Below are 22,753 nucleotides of genomic sequence, written 5' to 3' on the forward strand. Positions count from 1 at the left end.
AAATCGGGCCCCGGGATCCGGGGTGGGTCTCGCGATCAAGGAATGAGGTGTCGCCGGATGGATCCGGTCTCCATGGTCTTCGGGGCGGTGCTCGCTCTCGGCGGTTTCCTGTTCGGTCGAGGGGTGACCAAACGCCAGGCCCGGGCCTCCCTCGAACAGCAGCGAAGACAGGAACAGGGCAGGGCGCTGGGCACACCGCAGAACCCTCAACCCCTCTGCGGCTGCGGCCACCACCTGGTCTTCCACGACCAGCAGACGAAGAAGTGTCAGACCCAGGTGGTCATCCCCGGCCGCTGGACCGGTCAGGCCGGCTCCACCTACCGCCAGTGCATGTGCCAGGGCTACAGAGGCCCGCTCCCCCTCGACGAGTACTACGCCCCCGACTACCTGAACGAGACCGACGGCTGAGCGGTCCGTCCCGCGCCTCCGCCGCCGGAAGGGTCCGCCGGCGGTCGGCCACCGCTTCGTGCCCCCACATGAGGAAAGGACCTCGACACCACCACCGCGACCCCCTCCTGTGAGCCCTCACCGCAGAAACGGGCCCGCCCGCGACCTCGCGACGCCCCGCTTCTTTGCGAAGGAGGACTCGGGAGGCGCCGCGCGACCGACAGCACGGTGCAAAAGCCATGACACGAGACCCGCCGGGATGACAACGTCCTCCCCCGGCAGCAGAATGTCCCCGCACCGAACAGCCAAAGAGTGGACTTCGAACCAGTGACGACCCCTGCCACACCCACGATCGACCAGCGCATCGCCGAGGAACTCGGTGTGGGCACGCACCAGGTGACCGCCGCCGTCGAACTCCTCGACAGCGGATCGACCGTGCCCTTCATCGCCCGTTACCGCAAGGAGGCCACCGGCGCACTGGACGACACCCAGCTGCGCACCCTGGAGGAACGCCTGCGTTACCTGCGTGAGCTGGCCGAGCGACGGACCGCGATCCTGGAGTCGATCCGTTCCCAGGGCAAGCTGGACGAGGAACTGGAGGCCCGCATCCACGCGGCCGACTCCAAGGCCCGCCTGGAGGACATCTACCTTCCCTACAAGCCCAAGCGGCGCACCAAGGCCCAGATCGCCCGCGAGGCCGGCCTCGAACCGTTGGCCGAAACACTGCTGTCCGACCCCGGGCAGGACCCCCAGCGGACCGCGGCCGCCTACGTCGACCCCGACAAGGACGTGGCCGACACCAAGGCCGCCCTGGACGGGGCCCGCGCCATCCTGGTCGAACGCTTCGCCGAGGACGCCGACCTCACCGGGCTCCTCCGTGAACGTCTGTGGGAGAAGGGCCGACTGAGTTCGACCGTGCGCGAGGGCAAGGAGGAGGTCGGCGCCAAGTTCGCCGACTACTTCGACTTCTCCGAACCCCTCACCGCCATGCCCTCCCACCGTGTCCTGGCCATGTACCGAGGGGAGAAGGAGGAGGTCCTCACCCTCACCCTGGTACCGGAGGAGAACCCCGCGGAGGGCGGCGACGCCACGGTCCGCAGCACCTATGAGAACGCCATCGCCCACCACTTCGGGATCGTGGACAGGGGCCGCCCCGCCGACCGCTGGCTCCAGGACACCGTGCGTTGGGCCTGGCGCACCCGCATCCTGGTCCGACTGGACCTCGACGTGCGCATGCGGCTGTGGCAGCGCGCCGAGGACGAGGGCGTCGACGTGTTCGCCGCCAACCTGCGCGACCTGCTGCTGGCCGCTCCCGCCGGGAGCCGCGCCACCCTCGGACTGGACCCGGGCCTTCGCACCGGTGTGAAGGTCGCGGTCACCGACCCCACCGGCAAGGTCGTGGCCACCGACACGGTCTATCCGCACGCGCCGCGCCACGATTGGGACGGCTCCATCGACCGGTTGGCCAGGCTGTGCGCCGCCCACTCCGTGGAGCTGGTCGCCATCGGCAACGGCACCGCCTCACGCGAGACCGACAAACTCGCCGCCGACCTGATCAAGCGTCACCCCGAGCTCAGGCTCACCAAGGTGATGGTCTCGGAGGCCGGCGCCTCGGTGTACTCCGCCTCGGCCTACGCCGCGGAGGAACTCCCCGACCTGGACGTGTCCCTGCGCGGCGCCGCCTCCATCGCCCGGCGTCTACAGGACCCTCTGGCCGAACTGGTCAAGATCGACCCGAAGTCGATCGGGGTGGGCCAGTACCAGCACGACCTGGCCGAGGCCAAGCTGTCGCGTTCGCTGGACGCCGTGGTCGAGGATTGTGTGAACGGCGTGGGCGTGGACGTCAACACCGCCTCGGCCCCGCTGCTGACCAGGGTGTCGGGGGTGACCTCCACCCTGGCCCGTAACATCGTCGCGCACCGGGACGCCAACGGCCCCTTCCGCACCCGCAAGGAGCTGCGCTCGGTACCGCGACTGGGGCCCAAGGCCTTCGAGCAGTGCGCGGGCTTCCTGCGCATCCCCGGGGGAGACGACCCCCTGGACGCCTCGGCCGTGCACCCGGAGGCCTATCCCGTGGTGCGGCGCATCCTGGACCGGGTCGGCACCGACCTGCCCTCGCTCATCGGCGACAAGGAGCGGCTCTCCCGGCTGCGCGCCCAGGACTTCGTGGACGACACCTTCGGCCTGCCGACGGTCACCGACATCCTCGCCGAACTGGAGAAGCCCGGCCGCGACCCGCGCCCGGCCTTCGCCACCGCCACCTTCAAGGAGGGCGTGGAGAAGCTGGAGGACCTGGCCCAGGGCATGATCCTGGAGGGCGTGGTCACCAACGTCGCGGCCTTCGGCGCGTTCGTGGACGTGGGAGTCCACCAGGACGGTCTGGTCCACGTCTCGGCACTCTCGCACAAGTTCGTGGAGGACCCCCGCGACGTGGTCAAGCCGGGTGACATCGTCAAGGTCAAGGTGCAGGACGTCGACATCCAACGCAAGCGCATCTCGTTGACCATGCGCCTGGACGACGAGGCCCCCGGGCGCCGCGGCGGCCGTGAGGAGCGCGGCGACCGTGGCGGGGGCGAACGCCGTCGTGGCGGAGGAGGCGGACGTCGGGGAGGCGGCGGACGCGGCCGGGACGACCGTGGCGGCGCTGCCCCGCAGGGGGCGATGGCCGAAGCACTGCGCCGCGCGGGCCTGGGCAGGTAGGCCCTTCCGGGGCGCTCGCCGAGGCGGGCGCCCCTATGGGTTCAGACGCAGTCCCTCGGGATCACGGAGGTGTAGATCTTCGTGAACACCCGCCTGGTCCCCTCGTAGGCGTCGAGTGTCGCGTGCAGGTGGAAGTCGGTCGGCGTGGACGTGAGCACGGTATGGGTCCTGGTCCGCACCGACCAGTCGCCACGGGCGAAGCCCATCGTCCACTCCGCCTCGCCCCGGACCGAGTCATAGTCGTCACCGACGTGGCTGTACCACTCGTCCGCGCGCCTTGTCACCTCCAACCCGATGTCGTCGAAGCACACCGTTCCCAGATCCTTGACCACGTGCAGGGCGGAGTGGTAGCGCACGAGGTCCTGGGTCAGGTCCCAGCGCTGCTCACCCTGTTCGAGCTGGCTGGTGGCGATCGGCGCGGTGCCCTCGGGCTCGTCGAAGGGCGCCACCTCCCGCCCGTCGTCCCCGCTGTCGGGAGGGCGCACCGGAAGGTGTACGTAGGTGTGCTCCCCCGGGAACACGGAGAGGACCACCGGTTCGGGCGAGGGCCACACGAGCGGCCAGTAGGAGGTCGAGACCGAGATCCTCATCCGGTGTCCCGGTGGGAACACCTGCGCCACGCCGTTGAGGGGGACCGAGACACGGTACCGGCGCCCGGGCACCAGCTTCTGGGGATTCTCGTGCCCATCGGCGTGGGTGAGGTTCAACAGCCCGTAGGTCACACGTGTGGCCTGCCCCCGCGGATTGACGTCGCTCAGCCGCACCGCGATCATCGCGTCGGGCCGGTCCACGGCGAGTTCGAGGTCGACCACCGCGGAGCCGAGGATCTCCACCCGTTCGGGGAGGGGCCCGCTGTCGAAGACGATCGACCCACCGTCGTCCTCGCGCTGGTCATAGGGCAGGTCCGGAGGAGCGTTGTAGGAGCACCACTTGCCCGCGTGCTGTCCGGTGGACAACGGGGAGGACAGGGTCAGAACGTCCTCCCCACTCACCGACTCCCCCTCTCGAAGGACCCGGCCGGCCCCCAGCGGGTGCGACTCGAACACGATGTTCGGTGAGGGCCACTCCCGCTCGCCGACCCAGCGCCCCGGCCGCTCCTCGTAGGCGGTGGAGGGGATCACGCTCTCCTGCATCCAGGCTCGCAGGGCGGGCGCCTCCATCACGTCGTTGTCGACGCCCTTGAGCCAACGGTCCCACCAGCGCACCATCTCCTGGAGGAAGCCGATGGCGGGTCCGGGCTGGCCCAGGTGCGGATACTTGTGCGACCAAGGGCCCAGCAGCCCGAGGAAGGGGACCCCCAGCCCCGCCAGCAGTCGGAAGACCGAGTTGGAGTAGCCGTCGGCCCAGCCGCTGACGGCCATGACGGGCACCTGGACCGCGCCCAGGTCCTCGATCACCGAGCCGTGTTTCCAGTACTCGTCCCTGTGCTGGTGCCGCAACCAGGTGTCGAGCCACAGGCCACTGTGCTCCAGCCGCTCGTACCACATCTTCCGCCACTGCCCACCGACCAGTTCCGGGTCGGGCGGGCAGGAGTTGTAGGCGAACATCGTGGAGGCCCACGACAGGTTGTCGCCCAACAGGCATCCGCCCATGAAGTGCACGTCGTCGGAGTAGCGGTCGTCGGTGGAAGAGGCCGTCACGATCGCGCGCAAACTCTCGGGCCGCCGAGCGGCGACCTGGAGGGCGTTGAACCCGCCCCAGGAGATGCCCATCATGCCGGTGCTCCCATCGCACCAGGGTTGGTCGGCGAGCCAGGCGAGCACCTCCTCGGCGTCCTGGAGTTCGCGTTCCAGGTACTCATCGGTGAGCACGCCCTCGGAATCACCGCTGCCGCGCAGGTCCACCCGGACGCACGCGTACCCGTGCCCGGCCATGTAGGGATGGTGCACCGAGTCGCGCTGGGCCGTCAGATCGCGCCGGCGGTAGGGGATGAACTCGAGGATGGCCGGCACCGGGGCCTCCTCGCTTCCCACCGGCCGCCAGATCCGGGCGGCGAGCCGGACGCCGTCGCCGACCGGGATGCGTACGTACTCGTCCTCACGGATCTCGTTCGGCAGCTCGCTGACGATTCTCATCGCTCACGGTTCCTCTCCTGGCTCAGTCCTCTTCGTCGATGCTGTGGACCGTGAAGGGCAACCGCCCCACACAGTCCCGGTACTTGCGTTCGCACTCCTCGCTGTCCCGGGCTCCCACGAAGACGTGGGCCAACTCGAAGCTGTAGCTGTCCTGGGTGGGGAGTTCGGAGAGGCGCTGCCCCTGGCTCGCCACGACCTCCACCCTCGTGCCCGGCACCGCCTCCTGCGCCCGCGCGATGTCCTCCTCCGTGGGCACCCGCGAGACGAGGCCGTCGTGGAAACGACGCAGGAACCACTTGGCCGCCACCGCGTACTCCCCCTCCCGCTCCAGCTCGGGTTCCTCCCCCAGAGCGACCCTCAGGCAGATCTCGTGGTTGGACACCCCGCTCACGAGCTCGAACATCCTGGCGTGTGACTGGGAGTGCCGCGGATTGATCTCCAACAGCCTGAGTTCGCCGCTCCGTGGATCGTGGAAGTACTCGACGTTGAAGGTCACGTCGTCCAGACCGACCCGGGCGATCACGCGTTCGGTCAGGTCGGTCAGGCGTTCCCCGACCGCCTCGGGCACGCGGGAGGGGTACTCGTAGCGCAGGAAGCTCGGGCTGTCCGGATAGCAGTGGGAGTCGATGATGCCGTAGACGTGCGGAACACCGCCGCGGACATACCCCTCCACGGTGAGCTGGTCGCCCTTGGCCTCCTCCTCCGCCAGCGCGGCCGTGCCCCCGGCCTCGGCGACCTCGGGAGGCAGTCCGACCCTGTCCATCACCCACTGGAAGGCCTCCCCCACACGTCCGGCGCCCGCCCTGATCTCCTCCATCGCCGTGCGGAAGCCGTCGTCGTCGGTGACGCGGAAGGCCAGTTCGGAGGAGAAGGACTTCACCGGCTTGACCCACAACGGGTAGGACAGGTCTTCGGGCTTGGTCGTGACGTCGAGATCGACCCTGGCGAATCGAGGGACCGCCTCGGGGACGGCGGCCCGTTGTTCCAGACGGCTCCAGTACTTGTGCTCACACCGGACGACCGCCTCCAGGGGTGCGCACGGCAGCCCCCGCTCACGGCAGAGCAGCGGCACCAGGGAACTGACCGGGAAGTCCCAGAACCCGAGGATCGCGTCCACCGAGCCCTCGAAGGAGTCCAGCCTCCGCCCGGCCAGGGCGAGGAGAGCAGGCATGTCCACTTCCCGGTCCTGGCCGATCTCGTCGAGGTCGAGCAACGAGAGGAAGCGGTAATCGCGGGCGTCGGGCAGGGAGAGCAGGATCTCCCGGTTCTGTTCGTCGAGTCCCAGAACGAACACGTTCGTGGTCATGGCCCACCTCCACGGGGTGGTGTCCGCCGGTGACCGTTCCCCTCCCGGGAGGAATCCCTCCCCGGGCCTTGAGGGGGACCGGCGCCGTCGCCCCTACTTGGAGGGTGCCCGTGTTCCCTCTCGTCAGACCCGATCCGGGACGGGGAATTTCTCCCGCCCTCCGCCGTCGGGCCGGAGGATCCGTCTACTTGGGATCGATGGCCACCCCGGCCCACAGCTTCCGTACAGGAGAGGTGTCCTCGGGCTGCACCGTGTCCTCCGTGTTCCACACCTTGACCGGTGTGGCCCGGGAGGTCACCGCGGGCCAGCCCGGGTCTCCGGTGGCGGCGAAGTCCCGCCAAGCCGCGACCATGCGCCGGGACAGCGCACGGTGGGCCTCGCCCGCCTCTCCGTCGAGCAGGAAGATCCCGAAGTCGGTGTCCAGGTTCCCGAAGGCGAACGGCAGGTCGAAGGCGTGGCAGGCGCCCAGGCGCCCTTCGAGGGCGAGACTCTCCGCCGCCAGTCGGAAGAAGTGGGCGCGGCCTCCGGCCGCGGCGTGCGCCTCGGCCAAGCGCACGGTGTACTCGGAGAACAGGGCGTCGCCCTGGATCGCGGCGTACAGTTCGCGCAGTGTGGCGCCCGGGTGCACCGCCCGGTAGGCGCCGACGGCGTCCTCTCCCAGCCCGAGCCGGGAGGCGGTCACCGCCAACGCGGATTCGTCGTCGATCTCCACGCTCTGTCCGAGCTCGGTGAACAGACGGTACTCGTGGGCGTTGTGGCCGGTGAGCAGGTCGACGTCGGAGGCGGCGCCACGCGTGATCGCCTCCAGCGGGGCCACGGGCAGATCGGCGCCTCCGACCACGGGTGCGAAGCAGGTGAAGGCCTTGGTCCGCACACCGTCCTTCGATGACGGCTGGGACAACACCGTGTCGACGGCCTCCAACAGCCTCTCCGGCGGCAGGGCGGCCAGGGCGTCGGCTTCCAGAGGGACCCCGGCGGCCTTGGCGATCCGCTCGGACACCGATCGCGCGGTGTCCTCGGTGAGCATGTCCCCGGGGACGCTGTGCGCGATCGCCCGACGGAAGAGCCCGCGGGCGTGCGGGGAGGCCATCAGACACACCACGGCCCCGGCTCCGGCCGACTCTCCCGCGATCGTCACGTTGTCGGGGTCGCCGCCGAACGCGGCGATGTTCTCCTGGACCCAGCGCAGCGCGGCGGCCTGGTCGAGCAGTCCGCGGTTGTCGGGGCGGCCGGGTACGTGACCGAAGCCCTCGAAGCCGAGCCGGTAGTTGACGCCGACCACGACCAGACCGCTCTCGGCCAGTCGGGTGCCGTCGTAGGTGGCCTCGGAGGCCGCGCCGACGATGTAGGCGCCGCCGTGGATCCACACGAGCACCGGTGCCCGGTCGCCCTGGCGTGCGGCGGTCCACACGTTCAGGGACAGACAGTCCAGGGACGTCTGTGGATCCCAGGGGGCCGCGCCGATGAGTTGGGCGCCCTGCGGGGGCGGCGGCCCGAAGGAGGTGCAGTCGCGCACGCCGTCCCAGGCGGCGGCGGGCGCGGGGGCGGCGAAGCGGTGTTCTCCGAAGGGGGCCGCGGCGTAGGGGACGCCCCGGTAGACGGTGACCCCGTCGCTCTCGGAGCGCGGCGAGGCGATGCCCCGGACCCGACCGGCCTTCGTCGTCACTGTGCGTTCGACGTTCACGTGCGTCCTCCCCATCGGTTCCCGACACCTCCACCTAACATCGTTAGGTAATCGGACGCAAGACCCCCGCACGGCCGACCCGCCCACGAGGCGCTCCAGGCCGTCATGCGGGTTTCCAGCCGGTAACATACCATCCGGTCGGTTTGAATCCACGAACGAAGGGCCGCCATGCGCGCAATCCAGATCACCGAGTTCGGCGGACCCGAGGTCCTCGGCCTCACCGAACTGCCCGAACCCGAGCCCGGTCCCGGCGAGATCCTCGTCGACGTGACCCGCGCCGGCATCAACTTCGCCGACACCCACCAGGCCGAGAACAGTTATCTGGCCCCCGCCTCCCTCCCCCTGGTGCCCGGCATGGAGATCGCCGGACGCGCCCCCGACGGCCGCCGCGTGGTCGCGCTGACCACCAGCGGCGGCTACGCCGAGAAGGCCACCGCCTCCCCCGCCCTGTGCTTCGACATTCCCGAGGGGGTCACGGAGGAGGACGCCCTGGCCCTGATCGTGCAGGGCGCCACCGCCTGGGTACTGCTGCGCAAGTCCGTGCGCCTGGACCCGGGCGAGTCGGTCGCGGTGCACGCGGCGGGCGGCGGCGTGGGCACCCTCGCCGTCCAGTTGGCCAAGCACTTCGGCGCCGGCCGGGTGATCGCGGTGGCGAGCAGTGAGGACAAGCGCGCCCTGGCCCTGGAGCTGGGGGCGGACGCCGTGGTGGACTCCTCCGCCCCCGACATGACCCAGGCCCTGATCGAGGCCAACGACGGACGGCGGGTGGACACCGTCCTGGACATGGTCGGAGGTCGGGTCACCGACCAGAGCGTGCGGGCCCTGGCCCCGTTCGGCCGCCTGGCCTTCTACGGCATGGCCTCGCGCGAACAGCCCGAGCCGGTCAAGCTCAACAACCTCATGCGTTTTTCCACCACGGTGGCCGGCATGTGGCTGCCGCACGTGTGGACGCTGCCCGGCGACGTGATGGGCCAGGCGATGGAGGAGCTGTTCGGCCTGGTCTCCCAGGGCCGACTCAGGACGGTCCTGGGCGGCAGCTACCCCCTGGCCGAGGCCTCCCGTGCCCATGAGGCCCTGCGCTCACGCGGCACCATCGGCAAGCTCACCCTCGACACCACGATCTGAGGGGACGAGAGCGCCACCTTGACAACGTAGATCCGGATATGTCCGACTCGGGGGGATCAGCCGCGTGCGCGAAGCACCTCCGCGCGGACCGCAGGCGCCACCTCCGCGGCGAACCTCTCCACCTGGACGACCGGATCCCGTTCGGGACCGAACACGAAGGTGTCCATCCCCCTCTCCAGCACCAGCTCGACCACCTGCTCCACCCACTGCTCGGGCGGTCCCTGGAGGAAACCGGTGGACGCGCCGTCGGTGATGGTGCCCATCACGTTGTACACCCGCCGGATCGACGCGGGGTCGCGGCCCGCCTCGGCCGCACCCGCGTCGATCCGGGCCTGCATGTCGGGGAGCTTGGAGGGGTCGGCGTAACCACTGGAGGGGACCCACCCGTCGGCGATCCGCCCCAGGGCCCGCAACAGACGAGGACCGTACACTCCGAGCCAGATACCCATGTCGTGCACGGGGGCGGGCCCCGGTTTGACCCCCGCCAACCGGTAGTGCTCACCCTCGAAGCGCACCGAACGCCGATCCGACCACAGCAGCCGGATCACCTCCACCGCCTCGATCAGGGCGTCCGCCGCCTCGCGCGGGGCACGCCGCTCACCGCCCATGGCGACCACGGCCTCCCAGAAGGCCCCCGCTCCCAGCCCCAACTCGAAGCGTCCCCCGGAGAGCACGTCCAGACTGGCCGCGGACTTGGCGATGATGGCCGGTGAGCGCAGGGGGAGATTGGCCACGTCGGGGAAGACGCGCAGCCGTTCGGTACGGGCCAGCACCGTGGCCATAAGGCTCCATGTGTCCAGGTACCGGCGTTGGTAGGGATGGTCCTGGATGCCCACGAACTCCAGCCCGCCGTTCTCGGCCGCCGACAACTGCGCCCACAGGTCTTGCAGGGAGTCGGCGCCGGCGTCGGGGGAAGCGAAGACCCCGAAGGTCACATCGCGTCCGTAGTCGGTTCCCATGGGCGACCTCCTCTTTCGTTCCGTGCGGATCTGCCCGGTTCATCCGCGGGGGGCACGGTGAACCAGGTCGGCGTAGTCGGGATGGCGTCCGATCCACGCCTTGACGAAGGGACACAACGGGAGCACCGCCAGGCCCCGGGAACGGGCGTCGTCCAGAGCCCCGCGGACCAGCCTTCCGCCCAGCCCCCGCCCCTCGCGGGCGGGATCGATCTCGGTGTGGGTGAGGGTCAAGAGCCCCTCGGTGAGGATGTACTCGGAGTACCCGGCCGTACCCTCCTCGTCCTTGATCTCATAGCGTCCACGCTCGGGAACATCGATCACCTCGGTCGTCACCGCCGCATCGACCCCCTCTTCGTCTCGCGTCGGTCGGCGGCGCCCCATGTCACCGCCGACCTCCCCCTACCCCTCCCCCGCCCTTGCGGCACATGCCCTGGTGGGCATAGAGTCGCCGTGGCATACCGACTAGTCGGTTTAAGGAGAACGGAATGACATCCCGGTTCGGCGGCCGGACCGCCATCGTCACCGGCGCGAGCCGGGGCATCGGCCTGGCCATCGCCCGACGACTCGTGGACGAGGGCGCGCGCGTGTGCGTCACCGCACGCAAGCCCGAGCCCCTACAGGAAGCCGTCGAGGCCCTGGGCGGACCCGAGCACGCCATCGGGGTCCCCGGCCGGGCCGACGACCCCGAGCACCAGGACGCGGCGATCTCCGCCACCCTGGAGGCCTTCGGCGGCATCGACATGTTCGTCAACAACACCGGCATCAACCCCGTCTACGGTCGCATGATCGACCTGGACCTGGACGCGGCGCGCAAGATCTTCGAGGTCAACGCGTTGTCGGCGATCTCATGGACACAGAAGGCCTACCACGCCTGGATGGCCGAGCACGGCGGCGCCGTCGTCAACGTCTCCTCCGTGGCGGGGACCAAGCCCTCCCCCGGCATCGGCTTCTACGGAGCCACCAAGGCGATGCTGATCCACGTCACCGAGGAGCTGGCCGTGGAGCTGGGTCCGGGCATCCGTGTGAACGGCGTCGCCCCGGCCGTGGTCAAGACCAGGTTCGCCTCCGCCCTGTACGAGGGACGTGAGGAGAAGGTCTCCGCCCAGTACCCCCTCGGACGCCTGGGTGAGCCCGAGGACATCGCGGCGGCGGTCGCCTTCCTGCTCTCCGACGACGCCTCCTGGATCACCGGCCGCACGCTGGTCCTGGACGGTGGCCTCACCCTGACCGGGGGTGTGTGACATGGAGCTGAACGACGCCGGAGTCGTCGTCACCGGAGCGGGCAACGGTATCGGCGCCGCGCTCGCGCGGAGACTGGCCGGGGCGGGGGCGCGCGTGGTGGTCAACGACCTCGACGCGGGGGCCGCCGAGGCCGTGGCCACCGAGATCGGCGGGATCGCCGTCCCCGGTGACGCGGCCAGCGAGGCGGGCGTCACCGCTCTCATCGCCGAGGCCGGAGCCCACCTGGACGGCATCGACATGTACGTGGCCAACGCGGGAGTGGGCGTGAGCGGCGGCCCCGAGGCACCCGAGGCCGACTGGGATCTGGCCTGGCAGGTCAACGTGATGGCGCATGTGCGCGCCGCCCGGGAGCTGGTCCCGGGTTGGCTGGAGCGCGGACACGGCCGCTTCCTGACCACCGTGTCGGCGGCCGGCCTGCTCACGATGCTCGGCAGCGCACCGTATTCGGTGACCAAGCACGCCGCCCTGGCCTTCGGCGAGTGGATGTCGGCCACCTACGGCGATCGTGGGATCACCGTGCAGTGCGTCTGCCCGCTGGGCGTGCGCACCGACCTGTTGGAGAACAGCGGGGACAGCGGCAAGGCGATCCTGGCCGGGGACGCGATCACCCCCGAGGAGGTCGCCGACGCGGTGATGGCCGGTCTGGCCGACGGGCGCTTCCTGATCCTGCCCCACCCCCAGGTCGCGGACTACTACGCGGCGCGGGCCACCGACACCGACCGTTGGCTGGCGGGCATGCGCCGCTTGCAGGCCAAGGTCTTCGAGGAGGAGGCGTGAGCGCACCGCATCCCGAGGACGAACTCCCGGGTCTGGACCTGGGGCGCCTACGCGCCTATCTGGACGGGGCCGTGCCCGGTCTGGTCTCCGGTCCGCTGCGGGGCCGCGTGGTCGCGGGCGGCAAGTCCAACCTGACCTACGTGGTCACCGACGGCACCGGCGACTGGGTGGTGCGACGTCCCCCGTTGGGCCACGTGCTGGCGACCGCGCACGACATGCCCCGCGAGTACCGGGTGATGACCGCGTTGCGCGAGACGGCCGTGCCCGTGCCCCGCACCCACGTGCTGTGCGAGGACACCGAGGTGCTGGGGGCCCCGTTCTACGTCATGGAGTACGTCAGGGGCACCCCCTTCCGTACCCGTGAGGAGATCGCCCCGCTCGGACCGCGGGCCGTGCGCGGGGTGGCCGAGTCGCTGATCGAGGTCCTGGGCAGGCTGCACGCCGTGGAGCCCGCGAAGGTCGGTCTGGGCGACTTCGGCCGCCCGGAGGGGTTCCTGGAGCGGCAGGTACGCCGTTGGCGCAAGCAGTTGGAGGCCTCCCGCAGCCGCGACATCCCCGGTATCGACGCACTCCACGAGAGGCTCGCGGCCACGCTGCCCGAGCAGTCGGCGTCCGCCATCGTGCACGGCGACTACCGCCTGGACAACGTGCTCGTCACCCCGGAGGGGGACATCAGCGCCGTCCTGGACTGGGAGATGGCCACCCTCGGCGACCCGCTCGTGGACCTGGGACTGATGCTGGTCTACCAGGGTCAGCCGGTGGGCGTGGGCGCGCCCCCCGCCACCTCGGCCGAGGGTTACCCCTCCCCTGAGGAACTGGTGCGGATGTACGCCGAAGCCACCGGGCGCGACGTGTCCCGGCTGGGCTGGTACGTGGCCCTGGGTTGTTTCAAGCTCGCGGTGATCGCCGAAGGCATCCACTTCCGACACAGCCAGGGGCTGACCGTCGGGGCGGGTTTCGACCGGGTCGGCGAGATGGTCGCGCCACTGGTGGAACGCGCGCACACCATGCTCAAGGAGGAATGAATGGACTTCGCCCACGACAAGGAGACCGAGGAGCTGCGCGAGCGGCTGCTGGCCTTCATGGACGAACACGTCTATCCGGCCGAGCCCGTGCTACAGGAGCAACTGGCCGCTCGCGAGGACCCCTGGTCGACCGCTCCGGTGGTGCGCGAGTTGCAGGCAAAGGCGCGCGAGCGGGGACTGTGGAACCTGTTCCTGGCCGGCCACCCCGAGCACGGTGGTCTGCCCAACCTGCGGTACGCGCCCCTGGCGGAGATCACCGGACGCAGTCCGCGACTGGCGCCCATCGCGCTCAACTGCGCCGCCCCCGACACGGGGAACATGGAGGTGCTGACGATGTTCGGCACCCCCGAACAGCGCGAGCGCTGGCTGAAGCCGCTGCTGAACGCCGAGATCCGCTCGGCCTTCGCGATGACCGAGCCCGCGGTGGCCTCCTCCGACGCCACCAACATCGCCACCAGCATCGTCCGCGAGGGCGACGAGTACGTGATCAACGGGCACAAGTGGTTCATCACCGGTGCGCTCAACCCCGAGTGCGCGGTCTTCATCGTGATGGGCAAGACCGATCCGGGCGCCGAACGTCACCGCCAGCAGAGCATGGTGCTCGTGCCGCGCGACACCCCCGGGGTGTCGGTACGACGCGGCATGAAGGTGTACGGCTACGACGACGGTGACCACGGCGGCCACGCCGAGGTCGTCTTCGACGACGTGCGCGTGCCGGCGGACAACCTCATCGGTGGGGAGGGCGAGGGGTTCGCCATCGCCCAGGCCAGGTTGGGACCGGGCCGCATCCACCACTGCATGCGCAGCATCGGCATGGCGGAGCGGGCCCTGGAGCTGACGTGCCGCCGGGTGCTGGACCGGGAGGCCTTCGGCCGCCCACTGGCCGAGCAGGGCGTGGTACGCGAGTGGATCGCCGAGGCGCGTGTGGCCATCGAGCAGCTGCGCCTGCTCGTGCTCAAGACCGCCTACCTGATGGACACGGTCGGCAACAAGGGCGCGCACACCGAGATCCAGTCGATCAAGATCGCCACGCCCCGCACGGTGGAGTGGATCCTGGACAAGGCCATCCAGGCGCACGGCGCGGCCGGGGTGAGCCAGGACCTGCCGCTGGCGGGGTGGCTGGCCGGCGTGCGGTCCCTGCGGCTGGCCGACGGGCCCGACGAGGTGCACCTGCGTTCGCTGGGCCGCGCGGAGCTGCGCAAGTACCGTCGGGGATGACGAGCACCGCCGAGAACGACGGTGGGGCCGGGGCGCTCGCCCCGGCCCCGTCGCCGTCCGGCGACGGCGGCTCCGGCGTCACCGTCGACGAGGACCCTGGAGCGAGATCGCCGCGGGGCGGGGCCCTCAGGCCTCGGGACGTAGTCCCGCCACGAGCAGGTCGGCGAAGTGCCGGCCCACGTCCTCGCCGGTGAGCGCGCCTCCGGGGTGGTACCAGGTGCTCAGGTGATGTACCGAACCGAAGAAGTAGTTGACGACCAGGTCGGCGGAGACGTCGTCGCGAAAGACCCCCTCACGCTGCCCCTGGGCGACCATGTCCCGGAAGATCTCGTGGTAGCGGCGCCGCTCCGCGCGTACGGCGCGCTGTTTGTCCTCACTGAGCTGGTGGATGGAGCGGAAGAAGATGACGGTGTCGTCCAGGTTGGCGACACTGGTGACGATGACGTCGGCCGCGGCGGCGCGCACGCGCTCCGCCACCGGTGCGTCCCGTGAGGCGATGCGGACCAGGTGTTCGGTCTGCATGCGCAGCACGCGCCCGTAGATCTCGTAGAGCAGGTCGTCCTTGGAGCCGAAGTAGTGGTACATCGCGCCCTTGGTCACGCCCGCGGCCGCCACGACCTCTTGCACGGAGGTGCCCTCATAGCCACGTTCGGCGAACAGTCGGGTCGCCGCCCGGAGCAGTCGCTCGGGTACGGGCCTGTTCGCCGTGTCGGTGTCGGCCACCCGCTGTGCTCGTGTCATCTTTCTTCCACTCCGTGCCCCGTCGTCCCGGTGTTACCGGCCGAGCCAGCATACCGACCGGCTGGTACCCACGCGGGCGGCGGGCCCCTGCTGTCACAGCACCCCCGTCCACCTCTGCGCCCGTCGGGATCGGCCGGGGCACGAGGGCCCCGGCCTCAGGGTGGATCTCCAAGAGTGCGCGCGGGCGGCCCTCGTCGCGCACGCGTGCGCGGTGCGGGCTCGCCCGGGCCGATCCGCCTGTCGTCGTGGATCCTCGCCGCCGGCGGCGAGGCCCGCTTCGGCGTCGACTTCACGGCCGCCCCTTATCCGGGTCGACGACGGCACCGGGAAGCGGGGCACGGCCGTTCAGGTCCGAAGGAATCCGGCCTCGTACTCGGGCGAGGGCGGGATCGGCGTGATGACGTCGATCAGGACCCCCGCCGGGTCGGCCACGATGAAGTGCCGCTGACCGAACGCCTCGGTGCGAATGTCCAGTGCGGGGCGCAGGCCGCCTCGCACCACCAGACGTTCCCACTCGGTGTCCACGTCGTCCACCTCGAAGTTGAGCAACAACCCCTGGACGGGTCTGCGGTGGCTCTCGGGAAGGGTCGGATGCGTGGGATCGAGCAGGGCCAGTTCGAAGGCGGGCGGGCCGGGTCTGCGCAGGCTCACGTACCAGTCGGCCACGAAGGTCTCCTCGAATCCGAACAGGTCGACGTAGAAGTCGCGGGACTCGGTGAGCCGGGGAGTGCCGATGACCGGATAGAAGCTGTCGAGTCGCATGATGGCACCTTCCGCATACCAACGGTATGTGAACTACGCTAGGAACATACCGTCGGTATGTCAAAAGGGAGGACAGAGATGTCCCCGGACCGGGGAAGCCGTGCCCACCAGCGGGAACAGACCCGACTGACCCTACTACGGGAGAGTCGGAGACTGTTCGCCCAACACGGGTACGGCGGGGTGAGCCTGTCACGGATCGTCACGGCGGCGGCGGTCACCAAAGGCGCCCTCTACCACCATTTCGAGGGCAAGACCGCACTGTTCCGCGCGGTGCTGGAGGAGGTCCAGACCGAGGTGGGCCAGACCGTCGCCCTGGCCGCGGAGGCGCACGACGACCCCTGGCGACGGTTGACGACCGGCTGCCGGGCCTTCCTCACCGCCGCCACAGCCCCGGACGTGCGACGGATCATGCTGGTGGACGGTCCCGCCGTCCTGGGGTGGAGCACCTGGCGCGCTCAGGACGAGGCCGCCTCGGCCCGCCGTCTCACCGAGGTGCTCGTCGCACTGGTCGACACCGGTGTCCTGACCCCCCGACCGGTCGCGCCCTTGGCCCATCTGCTCTCGGGGGCCATGAACGAGGCCGCGTTGTGGCTGGCCGACAGTGACGACCCCCGTGACCTGGAGGACGTGTGGGCGGCCCTGTCGCTCATGCTGGAGTCCCTGCGCGCCCCTTGGCCACGGGAGGGAGGTCTCGGGCACGCTCGTGCGGGATGACCAGGGGTGTGCGGGTGCGCGGGTCGGGGACCACGTCGCAGGCCAGACCGAAGACCTCCTCCACCAAGCGCGCGGTCACCACCTGTTCGGGGCTGCCGTCGGCGATCACCCTGCCCTGGTCCATCAGCACCAGACGGGTGGCGAACCGGGCGGCCTGGGCCAGGTCGTGCAGGACCGCGACCACGGTACGGCCCTGGCGGTGCAGGTCGGCGAACAGCTCCAGCAGGTCGTACTGGTGGGCGATGTCCAGATAGGTGGTGGGCTCGTCCAGCAACAGGATGTCCGTGTCCTGGGCCAGGACCATCGCCACCCACGCGCGCTGGCGTTGCCCGCCCGAGAGCGACCCCACCTGGGCGTCGGCCAGGCCGGCCATCCCGGTCAACTCCAGCGCACGGCGGATCGCCGTCTCGTCCTGCGGACTCCACTGCCGCACCAGGGTGTGGTGGGGGAACCGGCCGCGTGCGGCCAACGCCCGCACGGTGATGCCCTCGGGGGCGACGGGGCTCTGCGGGAGCAACGCCATCCGGCGGGCGACCGCCTTGGCCCGTTGCCCGCGCACGTCGGTGCCGTGCAGCAGCACCCGTCCCGACATAGGTCGGTTCACCCGCCCCAGGGCCTTGAGCAGCGTGGACTTACCGCAGCCGTTGGGGCCGACGATGACGGTGAACTCGCCGTCCTCGATCTCCAGGTCCAGATCGCGCACGACCGGGGCCGCCCCGTACCCCAGGGTCAGTCCTCGCGCCGACAACACCGGATTCACAGCACTCCCTTTCGCCATTCACGGACCAGCAGATAGCCCAGGTACACGCCGCCGAGCGCCATGGTGAACACCCCCACCGGCAGACCGTCGCCGATCGGGGCCTGTTGCACGGCCAGGTCGGCCATCACCAGGAGCAGGGCGCCGACCAGGGCCGACAGGGCGAGGTTGGGGCCGGGTGCGGCGGAGAGCCTGCGGGCGATCTGCGGCGCGGTCAGGGACACGAACGCGATCGGCCCGGCCACGCTCACCGCGGCGGCCGACAGCACCACCGACAGGGTGACGGCGGCGGTGCGGGTCGGCGCGGACCGCGCGCCCAGGGCGTCGGCGAGCTCGTCGCCCATCTCGTTGACGCCGACCGGCCCGGCCAGAGCCATGGCGAGGGGGAGCACCAGGAGCAGGACCGCCCAGATGGTGGCGGCGTGCTCCCACGAGCGGGCCCCCAGACTGCCGTTGACGTAGGCGGCCAGCACACCGGCCTGGTCACGGGCCATCACCGAGATGACGAAGTGGGTGAAGGCCTGCGCCATGGCGGCCACACCGATACCGGCCACGATCAGGCGGCCCGGATGGCGCAGGCCCGTTCCGGTGACCGTGGCCACCACGACCATGGCCAGCGCCGCGCCGGCCAGGGCCCCCAGCGGCACGGGGAGCACACCGGGCAGGACCAGGGCGGCGAAGGCGGCTCCGGCGCCGGCGCCGGCCCCCAGTCCGATGACGTCGGGGCTGCCCAGGGGGTTACGGGTGACGGACTGGAAGAGCGCGCCCGCCAGCCCCAGGGCGGCGCCGGTGCCCATGGCCACCGTCAGACGGGGTCCGCGCAGGCGTTGGAGGACGAAGGTCTCGGTGGCCTCGCCGCCACCGAGCGCGACCGTCGGCAGGCGGGCGGGCGGGATGCCGAGCCTGCCCAGGCAGAGGGTGGCCACCACGGCGGCGGCCACGAGCAGCACGAGCACCCCCGCCCACACCAGTGAGCGCGGATGCACGGGCAGGGCGACCGGCCCCAGCCTCAGCACGGGCCCCCATGGTGGGGTGTACGCCTGGTGGGACCGTTCGTCCGGGGCGGTGTCCGGGACGGGTCGGACGCCGTGTGTCATGGGGTGCTCCGCATCCTGCGCACCACGTACAACAGCACGGGCGCACCGACGAAGGCGGTGACCACACCGACCATGAGTTCGGTGGGGCGGACGATGGTGCGGCCGACGACATCGGCGACCAGCAACAAGGTGGGACCCGCCAGCAGGGCGAAGGGCACCTGGAGACGGAAGTCGACACCGACCAGGGCGCGCACCACGTGGGGTACGGCCAGGCCCACGAAGGCGATGGGGCCGGCCGCCGCGGTGGCGCCGGCGGCGAGCATGGTGCCCGCGAGCAGTCCGCAGGACCGGATCCACACGGTGTTGGCACCGGTGGCGACCGCGGCCTCCTCCCCCAGGGCCAGCGCGTTGAGTCCACCGCAGACGGCGAGTGCCAGGACGACGCCACAGCCGATGACCGGCAGCACGGACCACACCACGTCGTATCCGCGTCCGCCCAGGGAGCCCACCACCCAGTAGCGGTAGCCGTCGAAGGTCTCGGGCATGCTCAACGCCACGGCCTGGACGTAGGCGGTGAGCACGGCCGAGACCACCGCGCCGGCCAGCACCAGCCGGACCATGCCGCCGTCGCCTCCGCTGCTGCCCACCGTGTAGGCGGCGAGGCCGGCGATCAGGGCGCCGGGCAGTGCCCACCAGACCGTTCCCGCGATCGAGGTGGACCCGAACAGGGCGGTGGCGGTGACCACGGCGGCGGCGGCACCGGCGTTGACGCCGAGCAGGCCCGGGTCGGCGAGAGGGTTGCGGGTGATGCCCTGCATGAGGGTGCCGGCCAGGGCCAGGGCGGCACCGGTGACCAGGCCCAGGAGGGTGCGTGGATAACGGCTCTCCACCACGGTGACGGTGTAGGCGTCCGCTTCGCCGGTGAACACCGCCCACACGTCCATGGGCGGGGTGGGCCTACTGCCCATGACGAGGCTGAGAACGACCGCCACGGCCAGGGCCGCCACGCCCGCGCCGAACACGAGGACGACGCGGGCCGGGCCCGTCCGGGAGGGTGCCGTGGGTGTGTCGACCTTGACCATGGGAGGGGTCAGTCCCCGACGTTGGCCGCGGCCTCTTCGATCAGGGGCACGTAGCGGTCGATGACCCAAGGCACGGTCAGCGGGTTGATGATCGAGGAGGCGGTGACGAAGGAGGTGTCCTCGGCGGCGACCACGGCCCCGCTCTCGATCGCGGGGATGGAGGCGTACAGCTCCTGGGACTCGATCTCGGCGCGGGTCTCGGCGTCGGTGTAGAAGGTGAAGATCAGGTCGCTGTCGGAGAGCTTGTCGGCGTTCTCCAGGCCGATGACGGCCGAGTCGGTGCCCTCGGTCTCGGGGAGGGTCTCCACGACCGGGTCCACGGTGAGGCCCAGGCCGCGCACCATGGCCACGCGCTGCTCGTCGGGCAGGAAGACACCGAGGGTGCCGGGTCCGTCGGTGTAGATGTAGGAGAAGGTCAGGTCGGCGAACCGCTCGTTGTCCGCCCTGGCCTGTTCGAACCGGCCCTCGATCTCGGTGATGAGCTCCTGGCCCTCCTCGGGGCGGCCCAGGGCTTGGGCGATGATCTCGATCTGCTGGTCCCAGTCGGTGCTCCAGGGCAGGTCGGGATAGGCCACCGTGGGGGCGATGTCGCTCAGGATGTCGTACTGCTCCTGGGTGATGCCCGACCAGGGCGCGAGGATGACGTCGGGCTCCAGTTCGATGACGGTCTCGAAGTCGATGTCGTCGGCACCGGCGAACTGGGTGGGCAGTTCTTCGCCCGCGTCGGTGACGGCCTCGTGGATCCAGGGCAGGTAACCGGTGTCGTCGCTGCCCCACTCGTAGCTCTCGATGCCCACCGGCACCGTGCCCAGCGCGATGGAGGTCTCGGCCGACCCCTGGCCCAGGGTGACCACCCGCTCGGGTTGTGCGGGGATCTCCGCGGTGCCCAGGGCACTGTCGATGCTGACCGGGAACCCTTCCCCACCGCCGTCACCGCCGCCGCCTCCTGTGGCGGCCTCCTCCGTGCCGCCACAGGAGGTGAGGCCGAGGGCCAAGAGGAGGGTCAGTCCTGCACCGCTGACGCGGCCGAGGGTGGAGGCCATGCTCACACTGCTTTCTTCGTCACGGGAAAGGGACCACGCCGTCCGGGGGACGTTCCCGCGCACGGGTCGAAGACCCCCACGGGGGAAACACGGATGACATAGCGGGAGAAGCCCGGAAAACGAAGGTTAGTCTAACCTCACTTCCCGAGGTTTTCCAAGACGCCTCAAGCCCCGAAAAGAGCGTTCAACCCCGCCCCAACCGCGCCTGGGACATCCTTGACCTGCACTAGAGCTTGCCCGCGAGCGGCCTCGGGCAGTGGCCGTAGGGAAGCTCAGCCGACGATCGCAGGGAGCAGCATGATCGCCAAACTGTCCGAGATGGGCGTCACCTCCGAGATGGCCTACGGCGCCGGATTCGTCTCGATCGGGCTCGCCTTCGCGAGCTGGTTCGCCTCCAAGAAGGCGGAGGAGGCCGGGCTGGACCGCGCCGACCGATGGGGGATCTTCATCGGGGAGTGGGCACCGACGTTCTTCGCGCTCGGTGTCGCCCTCCGGTTGGAGGAGAACCAGAAGTAACCCGGCCGCGCAGCGGCTCCGGACAGGTAGACGCCCGGGAGGACGACCTCCGACCGGGCGTTCGGTGTGTCCGGCACCGGTACCGCCCCACCGCGCGGCCCGTACCTCGTCCGTCGACACCCCGTTCGCCGCCTTGTGTCCCTCGCCCCGTGCCGGCAGATTGCCCCTGGCGGTGGATCGACGGGGCGCCGCCAGGGTCCCTCCCCTCCCGCACGAGGAGGCGCGGGGACGACTCCCGACCCCCACACCGCGACCTCGCGGTGGACGAGCCCCCGAAGGAAAGAAGGACCCATGTGCCTGCACGGAACCGGTGAGACCGTCCGTTCGCGGACCGGCCGCACCACGTCGACTCCCGCCGGACCGCCCGACCCTCCGCCCGAACCCCTTCCCTGGCCGAAGGGGTTTCGCAGGGTGGCCGACCTCAGCCATGTGCTGTCGCCCACCATGCCCTCCTGGGGCGAGGAGAAGCCCCGGCGAGAGACCGTCGGCGACCCCGTCCCCGAGGGGGAGTTCGGCTTCTACCTCCAGAACTGGACGTTCAGCGAGCACTCGGGGACGCACCTGGACGCGCCGGGGCACGTGATCGGTGGCGGGCGTCTGGTCCCGGACATCGCACCTCACGAGTTGGTGGCCCCGGCCGCGGTGATCGACATCAGCGCCCGCGCCGCCGAGGACCCCGACACCACGGTGACGGTGGACGACATTCTGGCCTTCGAGCGGACGCACGGCCCGATCCCCGAGGGCGCCGCCGTGCTCATGTACTCGGGGTGGAGTTCCCGTTGGGTCGAGGGGGACGAGGCGGTGCGCGGGGTGGCCGAGGACGGTACCTGGCATTTCCCCGGGTTCGGCCCGGAGGCCTGCGATTTCCTGGTCGGGCGGCGCGGTGTGGTCGGGGTCGGGGTGGACACCCTGAGCACCGACCCGGGGAACTCCACCGAGTTCCCCGCGCACGAGACGTTGGGGCGCGCCGACCGCTGGGGTCTGGAGGCGCTGACGGGGCTGGAACGACTTCCGCCGAGCGGAGCGCTGCTCAGCGTCGGCGTCCTACCGGGGCTGGACGCCTCCGGCGGCCCCAGCCGGGTACTGGCCATGTGGTGACGTCCCCGGAAAGGCCCGGTCCCCAGGGACATCTCGGCTCGTCCGGTACGGATGTCCTGGACTGGAGTGCCCGGCCACGGTGGTGTCGATCTCCAGGACCGGGCCTCCGCTCAGGGGGGTCGGGAGGCGTTGTTGCAGATCCACCAGGAGCAGGGTGATGCCGCTGAGGCCGATCCGTTCGCCGTGGTGACGCGCCGCCTCCAGCGCCTCGCTCGGGTCGCCGGTGTGCACGGAGCCGAGCAGTTCCTCCAGCAGCGGCTCCCGCTCGCCGATCGGAGCCGCCTCGTGCATGTGTCCGCCTCCCCTCTCCGGGCTCACACCGAGGGGGATGGCCGGGGGTCGTGCCGAACCGCGTGTTCTCCGCCCGGGCGGACCGGGTCAGGCGGATTTCTCCTGGCGGGCACCACGCACCTGCCCCCGCGGCACGATCGTGGGATTGACATTGTCCACCACCGTCTCCCCACTGATGATCACCCGCCCCACATCCTCCCGCGACGGCACCTCA

22 protein-coding genes are annotated in these 22,753 nt (G+C 70.6%); 10 read left to right on the forward strand and 12 right to left on the reverse strand.

Features of this window, described 5'->3' with window-relative positions; translation table 11 throughout:
• Positions 1–57 precede the first annotated feature (57 nt).
• Together PFX91_RS10755 and PFX91_RS10760 are read left to right on the forward strand one after the other, a co-directional pair.
• Complete coding sequence (locus PFX91_RS10755) at positions 58–408, forward strand: hypothetical protein (RefSeq protein WP_285731315.1); 351 nt, start codon at positions 58–60, stop codon at positions 406–408.
• A gap of 306 nt (positions 409–714) precedes the next feature.
• Positions 715–3,087: a Tex family protein gene (locus PFX91_RS10760; protein ID WP_285731317.1), complete on the forward strand. Its 2,373-nt coding sequence runs from the start codon at positions 715–717 to the stop codon at positions 3,085–3,087.
• Between the two features lie 41 nt (positions 3,088–3,128).
• On the opposite strand, the gene PFX91_RS10765 is transcribed toward PFX91_RS10760, so the two are convergent.
• From PFX91_RS10765 to PFX91_RS10775, 3 genes are all read right to left on the reverse strand, one after another.
• Complete coding sequence (locus tag PFX91_RS10765; protein WP_285731318.1) at positions 3,129–5,162, reverse strand: CocE/NonD family hydrolase; 2,034 nt, start codon at positions 5,160–5,162, stop codon at positions 3,129–3,131.
• A 22-nt stretch (positions 5,163–5,184) separates the two neighbouring features.
• Entirely contained in the window at positions 5,185–6,468 is a 1,284-nt protein-coding gene (locus PFX91_RS10770; RefSeq protein WP_285731319.1) for an ATP-grasp domain-containing protein, read from the reverse strand.
• A gap of 184 nt (positions 6,469–6,652) precedes the next feature.
• Positions 6,653–8,152 carry a carboxylesterase/lipase family protein gene (locus PFX91_RS10775; RefSeq protein ID WP_285731320.1) on the reverse strand — a complete coding sequence of 500 codons (1,500 nt, stop codon included), beginning with the start codon at positions 8,150–8,152 and terminating at the stop codon, positions 6,653–6,655.
• 168 nt (positions 8,153–8,320) lie between these two features.
• On the opposite strand from PFX91_RS10775, the gene PFX91_RS10780 reads away from it, so the two are divergent.
• Entirely contained in the window at positions 8,321–9,277 is a 957-nt protein-coding gene (locus PFX91_RS10780; RefSeq protein WP_285731322.1) for a quinone oxidoreductase family protein, read from the forward strand.
• Between the two features lie 56 nt (positions 9,278–9,333).
• Here the strand turns inward: PFX91_RS10780 and PFX91_RS10785 are convergent, their stop codons facing one another.
• Together PFX91_RS10785 and PFX91_RS10790 are read right to left on the reverse strand one after the other, a co-directional pair.
• The gene (locus tag PFX91_RS10785) at positions 9,334–10,236 is read right to left on the reverse strand and encodes an LLM class flavin-dependent oxidoreductase (protein ID WP_285731323.1); all 903 of its coding nucleotides are present in this window, start codon (positions 10,234–10,236) and stop codon (positions 9,334–9,336) included.
• 39 nt (positions 10,237–10,275) lie between these two features.
• On the reverse strand, positions 10,276–10,569 hold the full coding sequence (locus PFX91_RS10790; RefSeq protein ID WP_285731325.1) for a GNAT family N-acetyltransferase: 294 nt from the start codon (positions 10,567–10,569) through the stop codon (positions 10,276–10,278).
• A 152-nt stretch (positions 10,570–10,721) separates the two neighbouring features.
• On the opposite strand from PFX91_RS10790, the gene PFX91_RS10795 reads away from it, so the two are divergent.
• The 4 genes from PFX91_RS10795 to PFX91_RS10810 are packed head-to-tail and all read left to right on the forward strand — an operon-like array spanning position 10,722 to position 14,498.
• A complete protein-coding gene (locus PFX91_RS10795) occupies positions 10,722–11,477 on the forward strand; it encodes an SDR family oxidoreductase (RefSeq protein WP_285731327.1) in 756 nt (251 codons plus the stop codon).
• Position 11,478: 1 nt separating this feature from the next.
• Positions 11,479–12,255 (forward strand): SDR family oxidoreductase, encoded by a 777-nt coding sequence (locus PFX91_RS10800; protein WP_285731329.1) that lies wholly within the window; start codon positions 11,479–11,481, stop codon positions 12,253–12,255.
• Positions 12,252–13,280 carry a phosphotransferase family protein gene (locus PFX91_RS10805; protein ID WP_285731331.1) on the forward strand — a complete coding sequence of 343 codons (1,029 nt, stop codon included), beginning with the start codon at positions 12,252–12,254 and terminating at the stop codon, positions 13,278–13,280. The genes PFX91_RS10800 and PFX91_RS10805 overlap by 4 nt, the downstream gene beginning before the upstream one ends.
• The gene (locus PFX91_RS10810) at positions 13,281–14,498 is read left to right on the forward strand and encodes an acyl-CoA dehydrogenase family protein (protein WP_285731332.1); all 1,218 of its coding nucleotides are present in this window, start codon (positions 13,281–13,283) and stop codon (positions 14,496–14,498) included.
• A gap of 126 nt (positions 14,499–14,624) precedes the next feature.
• On the opposite strand, the gene PFX91_RS10815 is transcribed toward PFX91_RS10810, so the two are convergent.
• The gene (locus PFX91_RS10815; protein ID WP_285731333.1) at positions 14,625–15,239 is read right to left on the reverse strand and encodes a TetR/AcrR family transcriptional regulator; all 615 of its coding nucleotides are present in this window, start codon (positions 15,237–15,239) and stop codon (positions 14,625–14,627) included.
• 345 nt (positions 15,240–15,584) lie between these two features.
• A complete protein-coding gene (locus tag PFX91_RS10820) occupies positions 15,585–16,001 on the reverse strand; it encodes a VOC family protein (protein ID WP_285731335.1) in 417 nt (138 codons plus the stop codon).
• Positions 16,002–16,079: 78 nt separating this feature from the next.
• On the opposite strand from PFX91_RS10820, the gene PFX91_RS10825 reads away from it, so the two are divergent.
• The gene (locus tag PFX91_RS10825) at positions 16,080–16,715 is read left to right on the forward strand and encodes a TetR/AcrR family transcriptional regulator (protein ID WP_285731336.1); all 636 of its coding nucleotides are present in this window, start codon (positions 16,080–16,082) and stop codon (positions 16,713–16,715) included.
• On the opposite strand, the gene PFX91_RS10830 is transcribed toward PFX91_RS10825, so the two are convergent.
• From PFX91_RS10830 to PFX91_RS10845, 4 genes are all read right to left on the reverse strand, one after another.
• Positions 16,648–17,475 carry an ABC transporter ATP-binding protein gene (locus tag PFX91_RS10830; RefSeq protein ID WP_502888299.1) on the reverse strand — a complete coding sequence of 276 codons (828 nt, stop codon included), beginning with the start codon at positions 17,473–17,475 and terminating at the stop codon, positions 16,648–16,650. The two genes, PFX91_RS10825 and PFX91_RS10830, sit on opposite strands and share 68 nt — an antisense overlap.
• Positions 17,472–18,488, reverse strand: coding sequence for a FecCD family ABC transporter permease (locus PFX91_RS10835; RefSeq protein WP_502888303.1), 1,017 nt, complete (start codon positions 18,486–18,488; stop codon positions 17,472–17,474). The genes PFX91_RS10830 and PFX91_RS10835 overlap by 4 nt, the downstream gene beginning before the upstream one ends.
• Positions 18,489–18,565: 77 nt before the next feature.
• Positions 18,566–19,591 (reverse strand): FecCD family ABC transporter permease, encoded by a 1,026-nt coding sequence (locus tag PFX91_RS10840; RefSeq protein WP_285731341.1) that lies wholly within the window; start codon positions 19,589–19,591, stop codon positions 18,566–18,568.
• 8 nt (positions 19,592–19,599) lie between these two features.
• The gene (locus PFX91_RS10845; protein WP_285731368.1) at positions 19,600–20,634 is read right to left on the reverse strand and encodes an iron-siderophore ABC transporter substrate-binding protein; all 1,035 of its coding nucleotides are present in this window, start codon (positions 20,632–20,634) and stop codon (positions 19,600–19,602) included.
• Positions 20,635–20,931: 297 nt separating this feature from the next.
• On the opposite strand from PFX91_RS10845, the gene PFX91_RS10850 reads away from it, so the two are divergent.
• Complete coding sequence (locus PFX91_RS10850) at positions 20,932–21,150, forward strand: hypothetical protein (protein WP_285731343.1); 219 nt, start codon at positions 20,932–20,934, stop codon at positions 21,148–21,150.
• 291 nt (positions 21,151–21,441) lie between these two features.
• Positions 21,442–22,248 carry a cyclase family protein gene (locus tag PFX91_RS10855; RefSeq protein ID WP_285731345.1) on the forward strand — a complete coding sequence of 269 codons (807 nt, stop codon included), beginning with the start codon at positions 21,442–21,444 and terminating at the stop codon, positions 22,246–22,248.
• Here the strand turns inward: PFX91_RS10855 and PFX91_RS10860 are convergent.
• Positions 22,195–22,539 carry a hypothetical protein gene (locus tag PFX91_RS10860; protein WP_285731346.1) on the reverse strand — a complete coding sequence of 115 codons (345 nt, stop codon included), beginning with the start codon at positions 22,537–22,539 and terminating at the stop codon, positions 22,195–22,197. The two genes, PFX91_RS10855 and PFX91_RS10860, sit on opposite strands and share 54 nt — an antisense overlap.
• Positions 22,540–22,753 lie beyond the last annotated feature (214 nt).

Source organism: Nocardiopsis sp. ATB16-24 (genome assembly GCF_030271535.1).
Taxonomy (GTDB): Bacteria; Actinomycetota; Actinomycetes; order Streptosporangiales; family Streptosporangiaceae; genus Nocardiopsis.

Excerpts from the sequence above, each read along its gene's own strand:
- PFX91_RS10755 (WP_285731315.1), top strand. The coding sequence starts at position 58 with ATGGATCCGGTCTCCATGGTCTTCGGGGCGGTGCTCGCTCTCGGCGGT.
- PFX91_RS10765 (WP_285731318.1), bottom strand. The coding sequence starts at position 5,162 with ATGAGAATCGTCAGCGAGCTGCCGAACGAGATCCGTGAGGACGAGTAC.
- PFX91_RS10770 (WP_285731319.1), bottom strand. The coding sequence starts at position 6,468 with ATGACCACGAACGTGTTCGTTCTGGGACTCGACGAACAGAACCGGGAG.
- PFX91_RS10780 (WP_285731322.1), top strand. The coding sequence starts at position 8,321 with ATGCGCGCAATCCAGATCACCGAGTTCGGCGGACCCGAGGTCCTCGGC.
- PFX91_RS10785 (WP_285731323.1), bottom strand. The coding sequence starts at position 10,236 with ATGGGAACCGACTACGGACGCGATGTGACCTTCGGGGTCTTCGCTTCC.
- PFX91_RS10795 (WP_285731327.1), top strand. The coding sequence starts at position 10,722 with ATGACATCCCGGTTCGGCGGCCGGACCGCCATCGTCACCGGCGCGAGC.
- PFX91_RS10800 (WP_285731329.1), top strand. The coding sequence starts at position 11,479 with ATGGAGCTGAACGACGCCGGAGTCGTCGTCACCGGAGCGGGCAACGGT.
- PFX91_RS10810 (WP_285731332.1), top strand. The coding sequence starts at position 13,281 with ATGGACTTCGCCCACGACAAGGAGACCGAGGAGCTGCGCGAGCGGCTG.
- PFX91_RS10815 (WP_285731333.1), bottom strand. The coding sequence starts at position 15,239 with ATGACACGAGCACAGCGGGTGGCCGACACCGACACGGCGAACAGGCCC.
- PFX91_RS10820 (WP_285731335.1), bottom strand. The coding sequence starts at position 16,001 with ATGCGACTCGACAGCTTCTATCCGGTCATCGGCACTCCCCGGCTCACC.
- PFX91_RS10825 (WP_285731336.1), top strand. The coding sequence starts at position 16,080 with ATGTCCCCGGACCGGGGAAGCCGTGCCCACCAGCGGGAACAGACCCGA.
- PFX91_RS10840 (WP_285731341.1), bottom strand. The coding sequence starts at position 19,591 with ATGGTCAAGGTCGACACACCCACGGCACCCTCCCGGACGGGCCCGGCC.
- PFX91_RS10845 (WP_285731368.1), bottom strand. The coding sequence starts at position 20,634 with ATGGCCTCCACCCTCGGCCGCGTCAGCGGTGCAGGACTGACCCTCCTC.
- PFX91_RS10850 (WP_285731343.1), top strand. The coding sequence starts at position 20,932 with ATGATCGCCAAACTGTCCGAGATGGGCGTCACCTCCGAGATGGCCTAC.
- PFX91_RS10855 (WP_285731345.1), top strand. The coding sequence starts at position 21,442 with ATGTGCCTGCACGGAACCGGTGAGACCGTCCGTTCGCGGACCGGCCGC.
- PFX91_RS10860 (WP_285731346.1), bottom strand. The coding sequence starts at position 22,539 with ATGCACGAGGCGGCTCCGATCGGCGAGCGGGAGCCGCTGCTGGAGGAA.